The sequence below is a fragment of the Mesoterricola silvestris genome, assembly GCF_030295405.1.
Taxonomy (GTDB): Bacteria; Acidobacteriota; Holophagae; order Holophagales; family Holophagaceae; genus Mesoterricola; species Mesoterricola silvestris.
Genome location: NZ_AP027080.1, coordinates 3,465,663 through 3,484,563, shown reverse-complemented (window position 1 = coordinate 3,484,563; position 18,901 = coordinate 3,465,663). Strand labels below are relative to the sequence as shown.

General features: G+C 68.4%; 21 protein-coding genes. 4 read left to right on the top strand and 17 right to left on the bottom strand.

What is annotated here, in order from left to right; all coding sequences use genetic code 11:
- Window positions 1-20 precede the first annotated feature (20 nt).
- From R2J76_RS15115 to R2J76_RS15055, 13 genes are all read right to left on the bottom strand, one after another.
- Window positions 21-719: a hypothetical protein gene (locus tag R2J76_RS15115; protein ID WP_316412470.1), complete on the bottom strand. Its 699-nt coding sequence runs from the start codon at window positions 717-719 to the stop codon at window positions 21-23.
- Entirely contained in the window at window positions 716-2,281 is a 1,566-nt protein-coding gene (locus R2J76_RS15110) for an SLC13 family permease (RefSeq protein WP_316412469.1), read from the bottom strand. Before R2J76_RS15110 ends, R2J76_RS15115 begins: the two co-directional genes overlap by 4 nt.
- Before the next feature lie 50 nt (window positions 2,282-2,331).
- Window positions 2,332-2,805 (bottom strand): CYTH domain-containing protein, encoded by a 474-nt coding sequence (locus R2J76_RS15105; protein WP_316412468.1) that lies wholly within the window; start codon window positions 2,803-2,805, stop codon window positions 2,332-2,334.
- Window positions 2,806-2,901: 96 nt separating this feature from the next.
- Complete coding sequence (locus R2J76_RS15100; protein WP_316412467.1) at window positions 2,902-4,227, bottom strand: OprO/OprP family phosphate-selective porin; 1,326 nt, start codon at window positions 4,225-4,227, stop codon at window positions 2,902-2,904.
- A gap of 224 nt (window positions 4,228-4,451) precedes the next feature.
- Window positions 4,452-5,105: an adenylate kinase gene (locus tag R2J76_RS15095; protein ID WP_316412466.1), complete on the bottom strand. Its 654-nt coding sequence runs from the start codon at window positions 5,103-5,105 to the stop codon at window positions 4,452-4,454.
- A gap of 60 nt (window positions 5,106-5,165) precedes the next feature.
- Window positions 5,166-5,942 carry an inorganic diphosphatase gene (locus tag R2J76_RS15090; RefSeq protein WP_316412465.1) on the bottom strand — a complete coding sequence of 259 codons (777 nt, stop codon included), beginning with the start codon at window positions 5,940-5,942 and terminating at the stop codon, window positions 5,166-5,168.
- A 42-nt stretch (window positions 5,943-5,984) separates the two neighbouring features.
- Window positions 5,985-6,755: a hypothetical protein gene (locus R2J76_RS15085; protein WP_316412464.1), complete on the bottom strand. Its 771-nt coding sequence runs from the start codon at window positions 6,753-6,755 to the stop codon at window positions 5,985-5,987.
- Window positions 6,756-6,790: 35 nt separating this feature from the next.
- Window positions 6,791-7,750 (bottom strand): CYTH domain-containing protein, encoded by a 960-nt coding sequence (locus tag R2J76_RS15080; protein ID WP_316412463.1) that lies wholly within the window; start codon window positions 7,748-7,750, stop codon window positions 6,791-6,793.
- 176 nt (window positions 7,751-7,926) lie between these two features.
- Window positions 7,927-9,276 carry a sigma-54-dependent transcriptional regulator gene (locus R2J76_RS15075; RefSeq protein WP_316412462.1) on the bottom strand — a complete coding sequence of 450 codons (1,350 nt, stop codon included), beginning with the start codon at window positions 9,274-9,276 and terminating at the stop codon, window positions 7,927-7,929.
- A complete protein-coding gene (locus R2J76_RS15070; protein ID WP_316412461.1) occupies window positions 9,269-10,765 on the bottom strand; it encodes a PAS domain-containing sensor histidine kinase in 1,497 nt (498 codons plus the stop codon). The genes R2J76_RS15075 and R2J76_RS15070 overlap by 8 nt, the downstream gene beginning before the upstream one ends.
- Window positions 10,762-11,247: an SEL1-like repeat protein gene (locus R2J76_RS15065; protein ID WP_316412460.1), complete on the bottom strand. Its 486-nt coding sequence runs from the start codon at window positions 11,245-11,247 to the stop codon at window positions 10,762-10,764. The genes R2J76_RS15070 and R2J76_RS15065 overlap by 4 nt, the downstream gene beginning before the upstream one ends.
- The gene (locus R2J76_RS15060; protein ID WP_316412459.1) at window positions 11,244-11,708 is read right to left on the bottom strand and encodes a hypothetical protein; all 465 of its coding nucleotides are present in this window, start codon (window positions 11,706-11,708) and stop codon (window positions 11,244-11,246) included. Before R2J76_RS15060 ends, R2J76_RS15065 begins: the two co-directional genes overlap by 4 nt.
- Before the next feature lie 9 nt (window positions 11,709-11,717).
- Window positions 11,718-12,482: a segregation and condensation protein A gene (locus R2J76_RS15055; protein WP_316412458.1), complete on the bottom strand. Its 765-nt coding sequence runs from the start codon at window positions 12,480-12,482 to the stop codon at window positions 11,718-11,720.
- 39 nt (window positions 12,483-12,521) lie between these two features.
- Between R2J76_RS15055 and lipA the strand changes: the two genes are divergently transcribed.
- Complete coding sequence (gene lipA / locus R2J76_RS15050; protein ID WP_316412457.1) at window positions 12,522-13,406, top strand: lipoyl synthase; 885 nt, start codon at window positions 12,522-12,524, stop codon at window positions 13,404-13,406.
- Window positions 13,407-13,408: 2 nt separating this feature from the next.
- Complete coding sequence (locus tag R2J76_RS15045; RefSeq protein WP_316412456.1) at window positions 13,409-14,347, top strand: D-2-hydroxyacid dehydrogenase; 939 nt, start codon at window positions 13,409-13,411, stop codon at window positions 14,345-14,347.
- Window positions 14,348-14,652: 305 nt separating this feature from the next.
- On the opposite strand, the gene R2J76_RS15040 is transcribed toward R2J76_RS15045, so the two are convergent.
- Window positions 14,653-15,315, bottom strand: coding sequence for a protein-L-isoaspartate(D-aspartate) O-methyltransferase (locus R2J76_RS15040; protein WP_316412455.1), 663 nt, complete (start codon window positions 15,313-15,315; stop codon window positions 14,653-14,655).
- Between R2J76_RS15040 and R2J76_RS15035 the strand changes: the two genes are divergently transcribed.
- Window positions 15,314-16,168 (top strand): DUF2911 domain-containing protein, encoded by an 855-nt coding sequence (locus R2J76_RS15035; RefSeq protein ID WP_316412454.1) that lies wholly within the window; start codon window positions 15,314-15,316, stop codon window positions 16,166-16,168. The two genes, R2J76_RS15040 and R2J76_RS15035, sit on opposite strands and share 2 nt — an antisense overlap.
- Window positions 16,169-16,171: 3 nt before the next feature.
- Here R2J76_RS15035 and R2J76_RS15030 read toward each other — a convergent pair whose 3' ends face one another.
- Window positions 16,172-16,618 carry a hypothetical protein gene (locus R2J76_RS15030; protein WP_316412453.1) on the bottom strand — a complete coding sequence of 149 codons (447 nt, stop codon included), beginning with the start codon at window positions 16,616-16,618 and terminating at the stop codon, window positions 16,172-16,174.
- Between the two features lie 71 nt (window positions 16,619-16,689).
- Between R2J76_RS15030 and R2J76_RS15025 the strand changes: the two genes are divergently transcribed.
- Window positions 16,690-17,208, top strand: coding sequence for a hypothetical protein (locus tag R2J76_RS15025; RefSeq protein ID WP_316412452.1), 519 nt, complete (start codon window positions 16,690-16,692; stop codon window positions 17,206-17,208).
- Between the two features lie 242 nt (window positions 17,209-17,450).
- Here the strand turns inward: R2J76_RS15025 and R2J76_RS15020 are convergent, their stop codons facing one another.
- Window positions 17,451-18,119, bottom strand: a complete 669-nt coding sequence (locus R2J76_RS15020; RefSeq protein WP_316412451.1) for a radical SAM protein — start codon at window positions 18,117-18,119, stop codon at window positions 17,451-17,453.
- A gap of 17 nt (window positions 18,120-18,136) precedes the next feature.
- Window positions 18,137-18,868, bottom strand: coding sequence for an SDR family oxidoreductase (locus tag R2J76_RS15015; RefSeq protein ID WP_316412450.1), 732 nt, complete (start codon window positions 18,866-18,868; stop codon window positions 18,137-18,139).
- Window positions 18,869-18,901 lie beyond the last annotated feature (33 nt).

Below are 18,901 nucleotides of genomic sequence, written 5' to 3'. Positions count from 1 at the left end.
AGGGGTGGGGGATGGGGCGGTCAGTGCCGGGACTGCACCATGTCGCGGAAGAGGAAAAGGTAGAGGCCCGCGATGGCCAGGCCCGTCACCAGCCACAGAATGGAGCGGCTGGACGGCGTGGCCTCCAGGGTCATGGCCGCGGAATCGCCCTGCTTGAGGCGGGTGACCCGCAGGATGGCGGTCTGACGGCCGTCGGTGCGGCCCAGGCGGACCCGGGGCTCGGATTCGGTCTTGCGCACCTTGGGCAGGGCCTCCTTGATGGCCTGGAACCGGTACCCGGGAGGGAGAACGGCTTCGACGCTGTAGGCGGCGATGGGATCCTCGAAGGTCTGCACGAAGGCGTGGCGCACCACCCGGCTCGTGGCGGGGATCCGGGCCTTCTCGCCTTCGGGCACGGCCTCGGGGATGAAGGTGTCCAGGGCCGTGAAGGTGAAGGTGAAGGTCCACGCGCCCCGTTCGGGGGGCAGGACCACCCGGATCGCCGAGCCGTAGGGTTCGAGCTTGAGCCCCTTGGGGCCCTCGGTGAGGGCGAAGCCCCTGGCCTTGAAGCCCACGGGGATCTCCACCGTGTCGGAGGGGTCGCCGGCGAGGGTGACGGTGGCGGTGGCCCTTCCGGAGCCGTCGCCCTGGATGTCCACGCGGGTGGCGTACTGGCGGATCTCGGCGGGCGCCGCGCAGAGGGCGGTGCCCAGGAGGAGGGGGAGGAGGAGTCGGCTCATTGAGGCATCGCCCAGAAGGAAGGCGTGATCCCGATCCAGTGGAACCAGGTTGCCGCCGAGAGGACCAGGAGCACCATGCCCACGGTGCAGGTGGCCATGCCGAACTTGAAGTTCTCCCCCACGGTGTACTGGTTGGTGGAGAAGAGGATGACGTTGGGCTTGCCGCTGATGGGCAGGCCCACCACCCAGTCGATGCAGAGCGCGGCGGGCAGGGCCATGGAGACGGGGTCCCAGCCCAGGGCCTTGGACATGGTGATGATGATGGGGATCAGGATGATGGTGCGCACCGTCTTGGAGGTGGTGAGCAGGTGGCTGTACATCATCACGGCCATGATGATCGTGAAGGCGGCGCCGAAGGGGATGCTCCGGAGGTTCATGCCTCCGAACAGCGTCCTGACGCCCCATTCCGCGGCCCCCGTGTCCTCCAGGGCCAGGCCGCCGGCGTAGGCGCCCGCGGAGAAGATGAGGAGGTGCCAGGGGATGTCGGCCTCACTCCACTGGAGCACGCCGTAGCGGGGGAAGAGCACCAGCACCGCGCCCACCAGGGCCGCGAAGGGGGCGCTGATCTCCACGCCGAACCACCGCATGTGGAAGATGTCGGTCATCCACAGGAAGAGCACCACGCCGAAGATCACCAGGGCCTTCTTCTCCTGGAAGGAGAAGCCGCCCATGGCCTTGTGCTGGCGCTCCACCAGCTCCAGGCCGCCCTCGACCTTGGGGAACTGGTCTTCGGGGGCGATGGGGAAGATGAACTTCCGCCCCAGGAACCACATGATCAGCATGGTGAGGATGGCGATGGGGGCCCCGGCGATCATCCAGTCCATGTAGTAGACCCGGTGGCCGGTCATGCTCTGGATGAAGCCCACCGCCACCAGGTTGGCCGAGGAGCCGGTCATGGTGACCGAGGTGAGCACCGAGATGCCGGCGAGGTTGAGGAGCAGGAGGTTCTTGCCGAAATTGTTGGGGGTCTGCTCCGTGGAGCCGTAGATGGTGCCCACCACGATGATAAGGGGCAGGGTCATGACGCAGCGCGCCGCGGTGGCCGGGATGAGGGGCGACAGGGCCAGCTGCAGGATGACGAAGGCCAGGAGGGCCCAGGAGGCCTTGCGGCCGAACTTGATGATGAGCCAGAGCGCCATGCGCTTGGCCAGGCGGGTCTTCACCAGCATGGAGCTGAGGATGAAGGCCAGGAGGTTGAGCCAGATCACTTCCATGCCCAGCACGTCCATGATGGGCTTGGCGGGCGAGGTGCGCGTCACCAGCAGCAGGAACATGAGGATCAGGGAGGTGACGTAGGTGGGGAAGGGTTCCGTGACCCACCACACCAGGGCCAGGGCGAAGCAGGCCGTGCCGGTCTGGGCCGCGCCGCTGAGGCCAGCCCCGGCCGGAAGGTAGAGGACGAGGAGGAAGAGCAGGATGCCGCCCGGGAAGCCCAGGTAGCGCATCCATTTTTCCGTGGGGCTCTGGGCCTCCCGGGTCTTGGAGGAGAGGACCATCTTCTCCATGTCCAGGAGGTCCTGGAGGGAGTGGGACGGAGGTGCTGCGGGTGCTTCAGCTGCCATCGATATGCCCGAAAAGGCGGACCGCCCCCCTTGGGGCGGCCCGCGGTTGATTAAGCCTTGTTCCAGGTAGTGTAGGGGTTCTTGAGCAGGTTGGAATTGAAATAGCGCGGATCGCTGGAGACTTCCGTGCCGGCCCAGGCGGGCAGGGTGATGGCCTCGTTCTCGGAGGCCAGCTCGATCTCGGCCACCACGAGGCCCTCGTTGAGGCCGTGGAAGACGTCGATCTCCCAGGTCTTGCCGAAGTGCACCTCCTTGTGGCGGTGCTTGTCGATGAGGGGCTGCTCGCAGAGGTTGTCCAGGAGGACGGCGGCGTCCTCCACGGGAATGGCGTACTCGAACTCGGAGCGCGTCACGCCGGTGGTGATCCCCTTGATGGTGAGCTTGGCGCGGGTGCCTTCGATGCGCACGCGCACGACCCGCTCCTTCTGGGAATTGAGGTAGCCCTGCTTGAAGTGGATGCCTTCGCCCTGGGGGACCCAGGCGTCCAGCTTCACTTGGTACTTGCGTTCGATTTCCTTGGCCACGGGGCCTCCTGATTCATGGGCGGGTTGAAGTATTCCACTGCGGACAGTCCTTCCGGAAGGGCCCGGGGTGCGGACCCGTCCGGAAGGGACCGGCTTCTAGAAGTTGACCTGCAGGCGGAGCGTGGTGATGGAGAAGTCGTCGTTGACGATGCCGCCGTAGACGCCCTTGGGCTTGGCGTTCTCGTTGTTGTCGACCTTGGTGTAGTCGATCATCCAGCGCAGGTTCTTGTTGGTGTACCAGGTGAGGCCCAGGGACAGGTTCTTGGCCTGGCCGCCCTTGACGGGGTCGATGGCCGTGAGGTCGTCCTGGTTCATCTTGCTGTAGCGGGCCACCACTTCCAGGGCGCCCAGCTTGTTGGAGGGGTTGACCTTGCCGAAGAGGCCGTCCTGCGCGGAGTAGGTGCGCTGGCCGCCGAAGATCCAGGACACCTGGCCGTAGTAGGTGGAGAAGGTGTGGTCCACGACGGAGGCGGCCAGGGCGGCCGGGGTGGTGCCGATGGCGTCCCGGCGCTTGACCTTGGTCTGCTGGTACTCGCTCTGCCAGGAGAAGGCGTTCCACACGCCCACGAACTCGCCGCCCACCTGGGTGTAGTTCTTGACGTTGGCGACCTTGGCATTGAGGAACTTGGCCTTGCTGATCTTGCCCGCCTCGGGCCGGCCGGAGAAGTCCACGGCATAGACCTCGTTGCCCACGGGCACCAGGGTGGTGGTGCTGTAGTCGGCGATGGGGGTGCGGTTGGCCATGGCCACGCCGAAGTGGATGGCCTTGGATTCGGAGACGAGGATGGGGGCCACGGTGAAGCGCGCGGCGTAGCCCCAGCCCTGGTCGGAGCCGTTGGTGTCGGCGGTGTTGGTGTCGTCGATGGCCTGGCCGAAGAAGCTGGCCTTGCCCTGCCAGCGGTCGCCCCACTTGGCGATGGCGATGCCCACGTGGCGGTCGGGAGCCCACACGTCGCTGTAGGAGCGCTCGGTGAACCAGATGGCGTTGGAGGAGGAGAGGGTGTCGAAGCCGAAGGGCTCCTTGAACTGGCCCACCTGGATCAGGGTGTCCTTGAGGCCCTGGTAGCCGATCCACATGTCCTTGATGGAGGCGTCGCCTTCGGCGAAATCGTAGTCGCCTTCGGCCACCCAGTCCTTGCCGAAGCCGGCCTTGAAGCTGATGCGCCCGCGGCGCAACTGGGTCCCGTTGGCCAGGCGGTTCTGGTTGCCGTCGAAGAAGACGGAATCCAGGTGGAAGCGGCCGCCGAACTTGACGTAGAACCCGCTGTCCTTGGAATCGTCGGATTTCTTGGCCTGGGCCTTGGTGAGTTTGTCCACCTTCTTCTCGAGGTCGGCGATGCGCTTCTCGGCGTCGGTGGGCGCCTGGGCGGCGAGGGGGCCCGCGAGGATCGCGAGGGCCAGGGGCGTGACGAACAACTTCATGTGAACCTCCAGCGGTAGGTCATGGGTGGGCGCGGGTGCGCCGGCTGTGTTGAAGACGAGGGCTTCCCGGAGGGAATGGACGTGAATTGGAAGATCCGTGCCAAAGTGCCGGGATAAGCTAAACCTAACATTTCAGGGGTGATATTCGAATCCGGAGCGGACCCCGCCGGGAGGGTTGTGCGGGATTCCGCGCAGGACCCCTGCGGGAACGCGCACGGGCCGCCTCAGGCCACCTGCGTGGCCAGGGCTCCGGCGATGGTCTTGACGATGGCGGCCGTGTCCAGCTCCTCCACGGTGAGCAGGAGGCCGGTGCGCTGGTAGTGGCCCACCAGGGGATTGGTCTGCTGCCGGTAGACCTCCAGCCTCCGGGCGATGGCGGCGGGGGTCTCGTCCTCCCGCTGGATGACGCTGCACCCGCAGGCGCGGCAGGTGCCGTCCGGGGCGGGCGGGTTCGACTTGACGTTGTAGATGGCGTTGCAGCCCGGGTTCGAGCAGGTGCGGCGCGTGGTGAGCCGGTCCAGGATGACCTCCTCGGGCACCGCCAGGTTCACCACCAGGTGCAGGGGCAGGTCCAGGCCCTTGAGGAGCAGGCCCAGGGACACGGCCTGGGGGATGGTGCGGGGGAAGCCGTCCAGGATGAAGCCCTCGCCGGGGTGTTCCTGGAAGCGCTGCTCCACCATGCCCATGATGAGCCGGTCGGGGACGAGATCGCCCCGCTCCATGTAGGCCTGGGCCTGCCTGCCCAGGGGCGTTCCGGCCTTCACGGCGGCCCTGAGGAGGTCGCCGGTGGAAATCTGCACGGAGCCGTCGAAGGCCGTGAGCTGTTTGGCCACGGTGCCCTTGCCGGCCCCGGGCGCACCCAAGAGTACGATGCGCATGTCTTGTGCCTCCTTGATGTTCGCAGGATGAAAAGGGGGGCGGTTGCGCCCCCCTCGGTGTCATTCGCCCAGGTTCTTCGCGCCGGGCCAGCGGTACAGGCTGGGGTTCCCGTCCTTGTCCAGGGGGCGCCGGTCGGCGTCGGTGGTCACGGAGTTCTCGTAGTCCAGGACGGCGTCGCCCAGGAAGCGGATCGCCTCGGCCCGCTCCTTGAAGCCCGTGGAGGACAGCAGGAGCTTGCCTTCCTTGTCCCGGCCCTTGTACGAGGTGAACCAGGTCTGGAGGATGGAGGTGACGCCGGGGAACTTGGCGTCCAGGTCGGCGATGCTCTTGCAGTTCCAGAAGGGCGAGCCCTCCATGGCCACCACCAGCTTGTTGTCCACTTCGCCGGAGTCGGAAAGCACCAGGATCCCCAGGGTGCGGGCCTTGACCAGGGTGCCGGTGGGCACCGAATGGCCCAGGATCAGCACGTCGATGGGATCGCCGTCGCCGCCCTTGGTCTTGAGGAGGACGGAGCGGGGCACCGCGCCGTAGTTGCAGGGGTAGCCCAGGTACTGCACGTAGCGGGGGGCGCCGTTCTTCTGCTCGATGGCGATGAGGCCGGTCTTGATGTCCGTCTCGTACTTGGCGGTGGTGCCGGCGGGGATCTCGACGACGCAGTTGATGGTGCCGTCGACGTTGACGGGGTCGTAGCCGGTGAGGAAGTTCTTCCTGCCCTTGAGGACGTGGGCCTGGGCCGTGACGTCCGAGGGCTGCCGCGCCGGCAGGGGCGTGGTGGCCGCCGCAAGGCAGAGGAGGATTCCCGGGAGGAGGATGCGGGGGGAGAATAGCGTCTTCATGTGTTCCAAGCTCCTATTCGATGGGCCGGTGGGGCGCGGGTCTTATGACGGATCGTCGTTGTGGGCGGCCTTGGCCTTCTTGGCCTTGGTCTTGGGCTTTTCCGCATCGGGGGCCGTCGCCGGGGCGGCGGCGAGGATGATGTGGGGGCGGCTCTTCTTGGCGGCGTCGTCATAGGCGAGCTTGGGGCTCTTCAGGAGCTCCTCGCGGATGGGTTCGGGGGCGTACTCCAGGAGGTAGTAGGTGGGGCCCCAGGCCGTCTTGCCGGGATCCACCACTTCCTGGATCAGCTTGGCGGCGTTGGCCATCTGCTCCGGGGTGCGGTCGGGGTTGTGCTTGGAGTAGCGGCCGGACTTGTTGTTGATGGTGAAGGTCTTGGTGGCCTTGTCGTAGTTGATCTCGCCGCTGATGCGGCTGGGGCCGCCGGCGAGGGCGGAGACGTGGCCGTAGTTCTCGGTGGTGCCGGGCTTGCGCTTGGACTGGTCCTCGGGGCGGAAGAAGCCCTTGGGGTAGGTGCGGCCCAGGGGATGGGCGGCTTCCTGGATGATGCCCACCCGGCCTTCGGCGTCGATCACCCAGTTGTAGGGGGCGTTCTTGGCGTCCAGGATGGCGGGGTAGTCCTTGGTGGCCACCTGCAGGTAGGGGTTGATGAGCACCTTGCCGTTCTTGTCGGCTTCGTAGTGCTTGATGTAGGCGGGCATGGACAGGCACCCGTAGAGGGCGTCGAGCTTTTCGGGCCCGGCCTGGCCGAAGCCGGGGAAGGCGAGGCACGCCGAGAGGGCGCCCAGCGTGAAACTGCGGCGGAGGTTTAGCATCGTGATGGTTCTCCTGGAAAGGGTGGGAATGGACTTCAGCGGCTGATGGGCCTGTTCATGAGCTTGCGGACCTTGGATCCCCCCCACTTCTCGGCCTGGGGCATGGCCAGGTCGCCGAGGTCCCCCAGGACGACCTTGTAGTAGAACTTCTCGCTGGCCTCGTGGAGCGCGGCGCTGTCGTAGAAGTCGATGTCGCCGTAGCCGTAGGAGAAGTCGTAGAGGTAGGGCGCGCCGCCGGGGGTCGTGGACCACCCTTCCATGGAGAACCCGCAGTCGTCGGTGCCGGCCAGCTCCACCGCGCCGGGCTTCACGCGCACCGAGTAGGCCCGGTTGCCCACGAGCTTCGTGTCGGCGGGAATGCCGAGGGTGGCCAGTTCGGGCATGTACTTGGCGAAATCGCCCAGGGTCAGCTTGCCCAGGCTGTCGAGGGTGACGTTGAAGGAGGCGCCCTTCTCCACGTACCCGTCCAGGCCGCCGCCGGCGGCGGGGCCGGCGTTCTCCTCGGCCTCGACCTTCACCTTCTCCACGCCCACGACCTTCAGGGGCGTCGCCATGGCGACGTTGGCGTCGGGGTTGACGGCCTTGATGGTCAGGCCCACCTGGAATTCAGCCACGCCCTTCTTGAATTTCTGGGTGATGCGCACCAGGTAGCCCTTCTTCCAGAGGTCCTGGCCGGGCGTGTCGAAGTACTCCTTGTAGGCCTTCTCGATCTTCAGGGGCTTCTCGGCCTTCTCGGTGATCGTGAAGCCGTTCCTGGCCGCGGAGGCCTTGACCCGGTCCCACACCAGCGCGAAGGCCTCCTCCGGGGAGCCCTTGAGCTTGGCGGGGTCCAGGAGGAACTTGATTTCCCGGCCGTTGACCTTCTCCAGCTTGGGAGCCGGGTACTTCTCGATGGTGCGGAGGTGGAGGGCCTTGGCCTGCGCGGGCGCGGCGCCCCAGGCGCCGGGGGCCACGGAACCCGCCACCAGCAGAACTGCCACGATGTTCCTGATCATGTTGGTCTCTCCTCGGAAGAGTGGGTACGCGATGGGATGCCCCCTTGGGAGCAATCCCCGCGCCATTTCCAGCGGCTCGTCTATCTATTGATTCTGGAAGGGATCATACCACCGCCCCCGCCCCCCTCCGGGGCGGCGCTGTGCGGAATCCCGCAAACCCCGGTGCGAAGCCCCGCTCAGATGCGGCTGAGATTGAGACCGAGCACCTTCAGGCGGTCGTAGAGGGTGCGCCGGGCCAGCCCCAGGATCTGGGCCGCCTCGGCGACGTTGCCGGCGGTGCGCGCCAGCACCCGCTCGATGTGGGCGCGCTCCATCTCCTTGAGGGTGGCCAGCTCCCCGGGGCCGTCCCCGGGCGGGGCCAGTCGGTCCTCCATGCCCAGGTCGGCGGCCTCGATCTGGTCGCCGCGCTGGAGGATCATGGCCCGCTCCAGGACATTGGAGAGCTCCCGGATATTGCCCGGCCAGGGGTAGTCCACCAGGGCGGCCTCGGCCCGGGGGCTCAGGGTCACGGGCACCCGGCCCATGCGCGTGGCCACGGACTGCAGGATGGTGGCCGCGAGCACGGGCACGTCCTGGGGGCGCTCCCGCAGCGGGGGGATGCGCAGGGTCAGGGTGCTGATGCGGTAGTACAGGTCGTCCCGGAAGGTCTTGGCCCGCACCATCTCCTCCAGGGCGAGGTTGGTGCTGGCGATGAGGCGGATGTCCACCACCCGGTCCCGCACGTCGCCCAGGCGCCGGAAGGTCTTCTCCTCCAGGGCCTTGAGGAGCTTGGGCTGGATGGCGGGGTCCATGTCCCCGATCTCGTCCAGGAACACGATGCCCCGGTGCCCCACTTCCAGCAGGCCCGGCTTGGCGGCCACGGCCCCCGTGAAGGCGCCCCGCTCGTGCCCGAAGAGCTCGCTCTCCAGCAGCTCCCGGGTGAGCCCGGCGCAGTTGAGGTTCACGAAGGCCTCTTCGGCCCGGCGGCTGTGGAAGTGGATCCACCGCGCCAGGACGCCCTTGCCGGCGCCGGTCTCCCCCAGGATGAGGATGGGGCTGTCCCACTCCAGCATCCGCCGGGCCTGCTCCTCCAGCCTGCGGATGGCGGGGCTCTCCCCCTGGAAGGGGTTCATGATCCCGGCCCGCTCGCGGTTGGCGGCCTCCTGGCGGTGGCGCAGGCGCTGCTGCTGAAGGAGGCGGCGCACGATGACCAGCAGGGCCTTGGATTCCACGGGCTTGGTGAGGAACTGCTCCGCCCCCTCCTTGATGGCCCTCACGGCCAGGTCGATGGAGCCGTGGGCGGTGAGGATGATGAAGGGGGTGGATTCGTTCAGGCGCTTGACCTGGGAAAGGATGTCCAGGGAGGTGCCGTCGGGGAGGCTGTAGTCGGCCACCACCACGTCCGGGTTGCCGCTGCGGTAGAGCTCCATGGCCTGTTTGCAGGTCTCGGCCTCCTGCACCTCGAGGCCGTTGGCCCGCAGGAAGGCGGCCATGCCGTGGCGCACGGAGGGGTCGTCCTCGATGAGGAGGATCCGGGGGTCAGTCATGGTCGGGGTCCTGCATGAGGGTGGCCACCTTGCGGGGGGCGGGGAGCTTGACGGTGACGATGGCGCCGCCCCCGGAGCGGTTGCCCAGTTCCACGGACCCGCCGTGCTCCTCCACCACCCGCTTGACGATGGAGAGGCCCAGGCCCGTGCCGCCCTTGCGCCGGGTGAAGAAGGGCTCGAAGGCCCGGGCCTGGGTCTCGGGGGCGAAGCCCGGCCCCTGGTCCTCCACGGTGAAGATCCACCACTCGTGGTCCTCCCTGCGGTCCCGCCGGCACCTCACGGCCACTTCCGCCCCGGGGGGCGAGTGGTGGAGGGCGTTCTCCATGAGGTTGCGAAATACCTGGTGCATGCGCCGGGCATTGAGGGGGAGCACCAGGTGGGGGTTCTCCAGGTGGATCCCCAGGGTGCACTCGTGGCGCGCCGCCTGGGGCTCGCAGCTTCGCGCGGCCTCCTCCAGGAGGGCCTTGAGGAGGCAGGGCTCGGGGTTGAGGGTGCGGGGCTCCCCGTAGTCCTTGAGGTCGTTCATGAGGCTGGAGATGCGCTCGGCGCTCTCCCGCAGGGCGGCCACGAAGGGCATGTACCGCGGCTCCTCCCCGAAGGTGGCCTCCATGGCGTCTAGGTTGATGGAAATGCCGTAGACGGGGTTGCGGATCTCGTGCACCACGCCCCCCACCAGGGCCCGCAGGGATTCCTCGGCCCGGCGGCGCTCGGTGATATCGGTGCACATGCCCGTCATGCGGGCCGGGCGCCCCTGGTCGTCCCAGGCCACCACCTTGCCGGCGTCGAAGACCCAGATCCAGTCGGTGGTCCCCCCCAGGATGCGGTACTCCACCTGGAAGGTGGCCTGGCGCCCCTCCAGATGGGCGTTCATGGCCCCCTCCACCTGGAGCCGGTCCTCGGGGTGGATGCGGGCGAGGCCGCCCTCCAGGGTGGGGGGCACTCCGGCGGGGGTGAGGCCCAGCATGGAGAACCAGCGGGGGCTGCGGTACACCTCGCCCTTGACCAGGTTCCAGTCCCAGAGGCCCTGCTGCGTCCCCTCCAGGGCCAGGTTCAGCCGCTCCTCGGAGGCGTGGAGGGCCGCCTCGGCCTCCTTGAGGGCGGTGATGTCCCGGGACACGGCGGCGATGCGGTGGATGCGGGACCACTTGTTCCGCACCGGCGTGAGGGTGGTCTGGAAGCTCCGGGCCCGGCCCTCCACCACGTGCTCCTCCTCGTACAGGAGGGGCCGCTCCTCGGCCAGCACCCTGCCGAAGTGGTTCATGAGGAGCTGGGCGCTGTCCGGAGGCAGGCACTGGCTGGGCGTCTTCCCCGTGAACTCCGGCAGCAGGAACCCCGACCCCCCGCCCAGGGGCGGGTTCACCGTCTCGAAGGTGAGCTCTCCGCCTTCGGAGACCCCCATGACGTAGATCCAGTCGTAGAGGTTGGGGAAGAGCCCGTCGTAGGCCTGGTCCGCGAGGAGCTTGGCGAGGGGCGTCTCGGATGCGCTCACTTCTCGTCCACCGCCAGGCCCAGTTGCTCCAGGTCCTTGCGGGCCGCCACGCTGCCCGCGGCCGCGGCCTTGCGGTACCACTTGACGCCTTCCTTGCGGTCCGCGGGGACGTTCAGGCCGTTGTAGTACATCGTGCCCAGCATCCGCATGGCGCCGGAGTCGCCCTGGGCGGCCTTGTCCAGGTACGGCAGGAGGACCGCGGGCACCTCCGCCTTGGCGTGCAGGGGGGACGGGGCCTCGCCGCTGGGGTACAGGAAGTAGTAGGCCACGCTGCCGCCCAGGATCGCCACGGCCAGGAGCCCGAAGACCCAGAGCAGGGGACGGGAGGCCCGGGTCTGGGCCGTGCGCGCTTCCGGCAGGGGCGCCACGATGGGCTGGGACTGGGTGGTGCCGGCGTCCGGCATGATGCGCAGGGGCTGGGTGTCCTTGAGCCCGGGCACGATTCCGGGATCGGTCTTGTCGTGGGGGGAATTCTCGTTCATGGGCGCTCCTCCTGGGCGGCATCCCGCCAGGCCTGGAATCGGGGTACGAATACGAAGAACATGATGGTGGTCAAGGCGATGAAGGCCCGCGCGTAGCGTTCGGCCCCGGGGCCCCCCAGGGCGTAGTAGACGATCCCGTAGAGGGAGCTGAGCTCGAAGAGGGCGGCGTAGAGGATGGTCTCACGGATCACGGTGCCGGGCCTCCGGGCATCCTCCAGCCTCCCGAAGGCCCGCTGCACCTTGGTCCACCGCCAGGTCACGAAGAACGCCGCCGCGAAGGTGAGCCCCGTGAAGGTGTAGCCCAGCTGCTGGATGACCCCGCCGGGGGGCGCCTCCCCGGGCCGGATCACCGTGCCCAGCATGAGCTGCAGGAGCAGGGGCCAGGCCACGCAGATGGACATGCCCAGCAGGTAGGCGATGCGGAAGGCCTTTGCGAACGAGGGATTGGGATCGGCGTCCACCGTTTCCTCCTAGGCCGCGCGGACGCGGATCTCGCCGAAGGCCTCCGACTGCACCAGGAGGATCCGGCCGGTGCGGACCATCTCCAGGAGGGCCAGGAAGGTGAGCACCAGCTCCTCCCGGGTGACGGCGGTGGCCAGGAGCCCCCCGAAGGCCTCCCAGCGCCCGTCCGTGAGGAAGGCGGTCACCTCGGCGATGCGCTGTTCCAGGGTCTTGGGCGGGGTGCGCACCTGCACCGGGGGGGGCGGCAGGAGCCGCTTCAGGGCGTCCCGGTAGGCCGCGAGCAGGTCGAAGAGGTTGGCCTTGATGGGCTCCTCCTCCACCCGGGCGTGGTCCCGGATATCCAGCCCCGGCGCGAAGACCACCTTCTGCCACTCCGCCTCGCGGCCGGAGAGTTCCTTGGCGGCCTCCTTCACCTGCTGGTAGTCCAGCAGGCGCTGCACCAGGTCCTCCCGGGGGTCCTCCAGGCCTTCGTCGGCCGGGGGCCGGGGGAGCATCATGCGGCTCTTGATCTGCAGGAGCTGGGCGGCCATGGCCACGAACTCCGCCGCGATCTCCAGGTTCAGCTCCTCCATGAGCAGCAGGTAGTCCATGTACTGCCGGGTCACGGAGGCCATGGGCAGGTCCAGGATGTCCAGCTTCTGGTCCCGGATCAGGTGCAGGAGCAGGTCCAGGGGGCCGTCGAAGGAGGCCAGGTGCAGCTCCAGATCGCGGAACTTCGTCTCGAAGCCCTTCGGGGGTTCGAAGGCCGCGGGTTCTCGGGGGGAATCGGTCATGGCCCTCCATTGTAGCCCAGTGCGCTAAGATTGACCTCTATGGCGCGTCCCCCCGTTCTCCCCGGCCCCCGTCCCGATTGGTTGAAAATCAAGGTTCCAGCACCGGAAGTGGTGGCCGAGGTGGAGGCCCTGGTGCGGTCCAACCGCCTGGTGACCGTCTGCGAGGAGGCGCGCTGCCCCAACCTCCATGAATGCTGGGGGATCCATCGCACCGCCACCTTCATGCTGCTGGGGGACGTGTGCACCCGGCACTGCGGCTTCTGCAACGTGGGCAAGGGCCGCCCGGGGGAAGTGGACCCCGGCGAACCCCAGCGTGTGGCGGAAGCCGTGGCGTCATTGGGGTTGGCCTTTGCCGTCGTGACCAGCGTGAACCGGGACGACCTGCCCGACGGGGGGGCCGCCCACTTCGCCGCCACCATCCGCTGGATCCGCACCCTGGTGCCCGCCTGCGGCGTGGAGGTGCTGATCCCCGATTTCAGCGGAAGCGAGGCCTGCCTGGCCACCGTCCTGGAGGCCGCCCCCCAGGTGCTGAACCACAACGTGGAGACCGTGGAGCGCCTCTACAAGCGGGTGCGCCCGGACGCGGACTACGGGCAGAGCCTGCGGGTGCTGGCCGGCGCGGCCCGGCACAGGGACGCCGCGGCCCCGGACCTGCGGGTGAAGAGCGGAATCATGGTGGGCCTGGGCGAGACGCCGGAAGAGGTCCTGGAGCTCATGGGCCACTGGCGGGCCGCCTCCGTGGACATCGCGACCCTGGGCCAGTACCTGCCCCCCTCCGCCCTGCACCTGCCCCTGGAACGGTACGTGGAACCCGCGGAATTCGAGATGTACCGGCGCAAGGGCCTGGAAATGGGCTTCCAGCGGGTGGAGAGCGGCCCCCTGGTGCGCAGCAGCTACCACGCCCAGGACAGCTACCAGGGATGAACATGCGAAAACTGGCCGTCATCCACCACCGGCACATGGACTGGGTCCCCGCCCTGCGGGAGGCCGAGCCCCGCCTGGATATCCGGGGCTGGCACCCCCGGGAGGAGGGCGACCCCGCCTGGCTGGCCCAGGCCGAGGGCCTCTTCGTATGGAAGCTCCCCGAGGGCCTGGCCGCGCGCATGCCCCGCCTGGCCTGGATCCAGAACAGCGGCGCCGGCGTGGATCACCTGGTGGCCGACCCCTCCATCCCCCCGGGCGTGCCCATCACCCGCGCCGACGGCCAATTCGGCTTCTGGATGGCCCGGTACGTGGCCTTCCACCTCCTGGCCGGCGCCCAGCGTCCGGAGGAATGCCGCACCGCCCAGGAGGCGCGCACCTGGAACCCCCGCCTCATCCCCGAGGACCTCACCGGCCGCGCCGCCCTGGTGGTGGGCTTCGGCCGCATCGGCCGGCAGATCGGCCGCGCCCTGCGGGACCTGGGCCTGGAGGTGCGGGGCTTCGTGCGGACCCCCCGGGCCGACCCGGAATTCCCGCTCCTGGGCACCGCCGACCTGCCCAAATGGCTCCCCGAGGCCCGGGCGCTGGTCCTCTGCGCTCCCCTGACGCCCGAAACCCGGGGCCTGGTGGACGCCCGCCTCCTGGCCCACGGCAACCCCGGCCTCCTCCTGGTGAACGTCGGCCGGGGCGAGCAGGTGGTGGTCCCCGACCTCCTGGAGGCCCTGGACGCCGGGCGCCTGGGCGGGGCCGTGCTGGACGTCTTCTCGCCCGAGCCCCTGGCTGCCGAATCCCCCCTGTGGTCCCACCCCAAGGTGACCGTCACCCCCCACCATTCCGGCCCCTCCACCCCCCGGGCCATGGTCCCCGACCTGCTGCCGAACCTGCGCCGATTTGCGGAGGGACTTGCCGTCGAAGGGGGCGTGGATAGGGAAAGGGGGTACTAGGGTGTCATTCCTCCCGCTCCGCGCCGGCATATCTCGGCGACTCATAAGATTTGTGGGGGCGGTCAGGACGGGTCTCAATGCCGTGGTAGACCAGGGAAAAATATAAACGCTGAGACGCAGAGGACTCGCTGGGGCGCTGGGAAAAGAAGGGAAAACCGGCTGGTGAACCTAGAGTAATTCTTTTCCCAACGCCCCAGCGAGCCCTCTGCGTCTCAGCGTTTGGATTTTTCCCTCGGGTTTCCGGCACGTCGGGGACAGGCCGTTCAGGGCTTCAAGCATTTTTTGGAGCTTTTCCTGGCCTCGCTTCATCGCAAAGGGACGAACACTACCGGCAGAAGGTTTCGGGTTATGGCTCCGGCGGGGGTCTTGTACACCAGCACCAGGTCCTGGTGGGTGGGATGCACGGCCAGGGGAAGCAGCATCCTCCCCCCCTCCGCCAGTTGTTCCCATAGATCAGGCGGGATCACGTCCGCGGCGCAGCTGAGGAGGATGGCGTCGAAGGGGGCCTCCGACCGCCATCCCAGCTTTCCGTCCCCGCAGCGCACCGTGGCGTTGGCGATGCCCAGGGCGTCCAGGGTGCCCTGGGCCCGCCGGACCAGGTCGGCCTCCAGGTCGATGCCGAAAACCTGGCGGCAGAGGCCGGCCAGCACCGCGGCCATGTAGCCGCATCCGCAGCCCACCTCCAGCACCTTCTCGGTGCCCGAGAGGGCCAGGGCCTCGGCCATGAAGGCCACGATGTAGGGCTGGGAGATGGTCTGGCCCCGGCCGATGGGCAGGGGGTGGTCCTCGTAGGCGGCGGCCTCCTGGGCGGCGTCCACGAAGCGGTGGCGGGGCAGGGTGGCCATGGCCCCCAGCACCCGGGGGTCGTCCACGCCCCGGGCCTCGATCTGGGTTTTCACCATGTCCCGCCGCGCCAGGGCGGGGTCCTTGGCGTATGATGACGGAGCCTTTTCCTCGGGAGTCCCCATGCGATCCGTCATCCTTTCCGCCGCCTTCGCGGCCGCCCTGAGCCTTCCGGCCCAGCAGACGATGGTCAAACCCTACCAGCCCAGCCCCGGCGCCAGCGTGACCCAGACGCTGGGAATCAGCACCGTGAAGATCGACTACTCCCGGCCCGGCGTCAAGGGGCGCAAGATCTGGGGCGGCCTGGTGCCCTTCGGCGAGGTGTGGCGCGCGGGCGCCAACAACGCCACCGTCATCACCTTCAGCGACCCGGTCAAGATCGCCGGCAAGGACCTGGCGGCGGGCTCGTACGCCTTCTTCGCCATTCCCGGCCCCAAGGCCTGGACCCTCATCTTCAACCGGAACGCCAAGCAGTGGGGCGCCTACGACCACAAGGCCTCCGAGGACGCCCTGCGCCTGGAGGTGGTCCCGGCGACCCTGGCCGTGCCCGAGGAGTACCTCAACTTTTCCATCCACCTGGCGTCCCTGGATTCCCTGCGCGTGGAACTGGCCTGGGAAAAGGTGTCCGTGGGCTTCGACGTGACCCTGGACACCCCCGGCCTCTACTGGGCCTACCTGGAGAAGACCCTGGCCGGCGCCAGGGCCGATGAGCACATCCCCTTCCTGCAGGGCGCCCGCTACTGCCTCACCAACAACGTCCACCTGGACAAGGGGCGGGAGTGGATCGACCGGTCCCTGAAGGCCAAGGAGGTCTACAGCAACCTGGACACCAAGGCCCGGTACCTGGCCAAGGACGGGAAGAAGGCCGAGGCCCTGGCCACCCTCCAGAAGGCCATGGACCTGGCCGCCGCCGCCAAGGCCCCCCAGGAGTACCTGGACGGCCTGGCCAAGACCCGCGCGGAGTGGGCCGCCAGGTAGGGCTCAGTCCTTGGCCAGCGCGCGTTCCGTGTCCAGTTCGTAAAGGACCAGCTCGTAGGGCTCGTCCGTCATGGAGTCCGTGCCCGAGACCACCACCACGAAATCCAGGTTCTCCTTCTTGCGGTTGAACAGGATGACCTTGCCCCCGACCCGCGTGACCTGGCGGTCGATGGGCCTCTGCACCTTGTCCGTGAGGGTGATGAGGAAGAGGCTGGGACGCTGGCCCCGGATCTCGGCCATGAGGCTCTGGCCGGGCCGGAGCTTGACGCCGTAGATGTTCTGGCCGCGGGTGATGGTCTTGCCGCCCATCTTGAAATCCTCGGAGGTGGTGAGCTTGCCCTTGATGGCCGAGGTGGACCGCAGGGCGGCGGCGGGCACCGGCGCGATGGGGTTGGGCGTTTCTTCGGGGGGGGCGAGGAACAGGGACGCGGCCAGGGCGAGGGCGAGCATTTCGGGACCTCCTGAACGGGAATGCCTGAATATACTCCCCGGGACCCGCCGGGCCAAATACCATGGGAATCATGTCCGATTCCTTCCTGACCCGGATCCCCTCCCTCTCCGACGCCCAGCTCCGGGATCTCCTCCAGCACCCCCGGAAGTACCAGCGCCGAGCCCTGGAGGCGGCCGCCGCCGAATGGCGCTCCCGGGGCTTCCAGGTGCCCGAGGGCGCCCTGGACGAGCCCCCGGCGCCGCCCCGCACCGGCTTCCTCCGGGACGCCCGCGGCCCCCGGATGGACCGCATCCGGCTCGTCACGGGATCGATCCTGGCCGCGGGCGCCCTTTCCGCCCTGGTCCTCCACCGCTTCGCCGTCACCACCGCCGCGCCCTTCGCCCTGGAGGACGAGAACTCCAAGGCCTACCTCCGCCAGCTGGAGATGATGGGCGGCAAGGCCAACCTCCTGGCCAGCCAGGTGCGCCAGGGTTTCGCCTCCCTCTGGCAGGGCACCACCCTGGCGTACACCGTCTTCTGGATTTCGGTGGCCGTGGCGGGGATCTTCTGGGTGGTCGCGACCCAGACCGGACATGGGACGCGGGACTAGGGATGGTTCAATGCCATCCCCTTGATCCCCTGCATCGGCGTTCATCGCCGTTCCGCAGGGCCAGCGCCGGCGTGGGTCGTTGCATGGGTACCAGCACTCCGACCCATCCCTAGGCTGGCCCTGCGGAACAGGGATGAACGCCGATGCAAGGGATGAAGGAGATGGTGCCCAATCCGCAGGGTTGCTCGCGGCGCTTCCCGGGACGACGCTGTTCGGTTGAAGCGCCTTGCCTTGCTGGGCCCCTAGACCCCGCGCTTCTCCGCGCCCCAGACGAGCTTGTGCAATTGCATCTGGAAACGCACCGGAAGGCCGTCCTCCACGATCCGCTCCGCCAGCCACGCCGGATCCAGGCTTCCCCACACGGGACTGAAGAGCACGTCGAAGCGGTCCAGGACGCCCTTCCCGAGGCACCAGTCCCGGGCCCAGGCATAGTCCTCGGGGGAGCACAGCACGAACTTCAGCTCGTCCTGGCCGGGCACCAGGTGGTCCAGGTTGGAGTCCAGCCAGCGGTGGCCTTCGCCGCTGCCGGGGGTCTTGCGGTCCACGATCTTCACCACGCGCTCGTCCACCACCCGGATATCGTGGCTGCCGGCGGTCTCCAGGGCCACCTCGTAGCCCAGGTCCAGCAGGGCCTCCAGCAGGGCGGGGGCCCCGGGGTGGGCCAGGGGCTCGCCGCCGGTGAGCTCCACGAAGGGGGCGTTGGGGCCGGGCAGGGGGGGGCCGAGGGCCTCCCGCACCTGGGCGAGGATCTCATCCAGGTCCATGGTGCCGCCTTCGAAATAGGCGTAGGTGGTGTCGCAGTACACGCACCGCAGGGGGCACCCGGTGAGCCGGATGAAGAGGCAGGGACGGCCGGCCCGGGAGCCCTCCCCCTGGATGGATTTAAAAATTTCATTAACCTTGAAGCGCACGGAGACTCCCGCTTCCATCATACCCAGCGGGTGCCCCCGTCCAGGGTGAGGATCTCCCCGGTGAGGTAGGGGCTCTCCGCGGCGTAGCGCAGGGCCCGGGCCAGGTCCTCCGGGCTCCCCACGGCCCCCAACAGGCTCCGGGAGGCCAGGAACGCCGCGTCCTCCGCGGAATCGGGCAGCACCGTGCCCAGGGCGTGGCCCACCACCCGCACCCGGGGGGCCAGGGCCCGGGCCAGGCCGGGCACGAGGGCCGCCACCCCGCCCTTGGCCGCGGTGTAGGGCAGGCGCTTGAGGAACGGCTTGTGGATGGCCGTGTCCAGGAGGAACTGGATGCAGCCCCCGTCGGCCATGTGGGGCGCCACCCCCTGGGCCGCCAGCAGGGGGAAGCTCAGGTTCAGGCGCCAGGTCTCCTCCAGGTCCGCGGCGGTCCAGGTCCCCAGGGGGTGCTCGGGGAAGGTGCCTCCCACCACCACGCAGGAATTTACCTTCACGCCTTCCGCCCCCAGCGCCCCCAGATCTGCCATCATCGTGGGGACAAGAACAGGACTTGCGGCATCCCAAAGCAAGCACCTTACTTGAGTCTGTTTGGAAAGTTCAGCGATCCAGGCCCCCTCCTGCTCCCAGGACCGGGAGGAGGTCAGGATCAGGTTGTGTCCGGGGGCCAGCGCCTGCGCCAGCGCCCGGCCCAGCCTTCTCCGGCCGCCCACCAGCAGCCACCAGGTCCGGTCCTCCCCCGCGGTTTTCTTCATGCCCTAAGGTTACCTTGTCCGACAGTCTCCGAG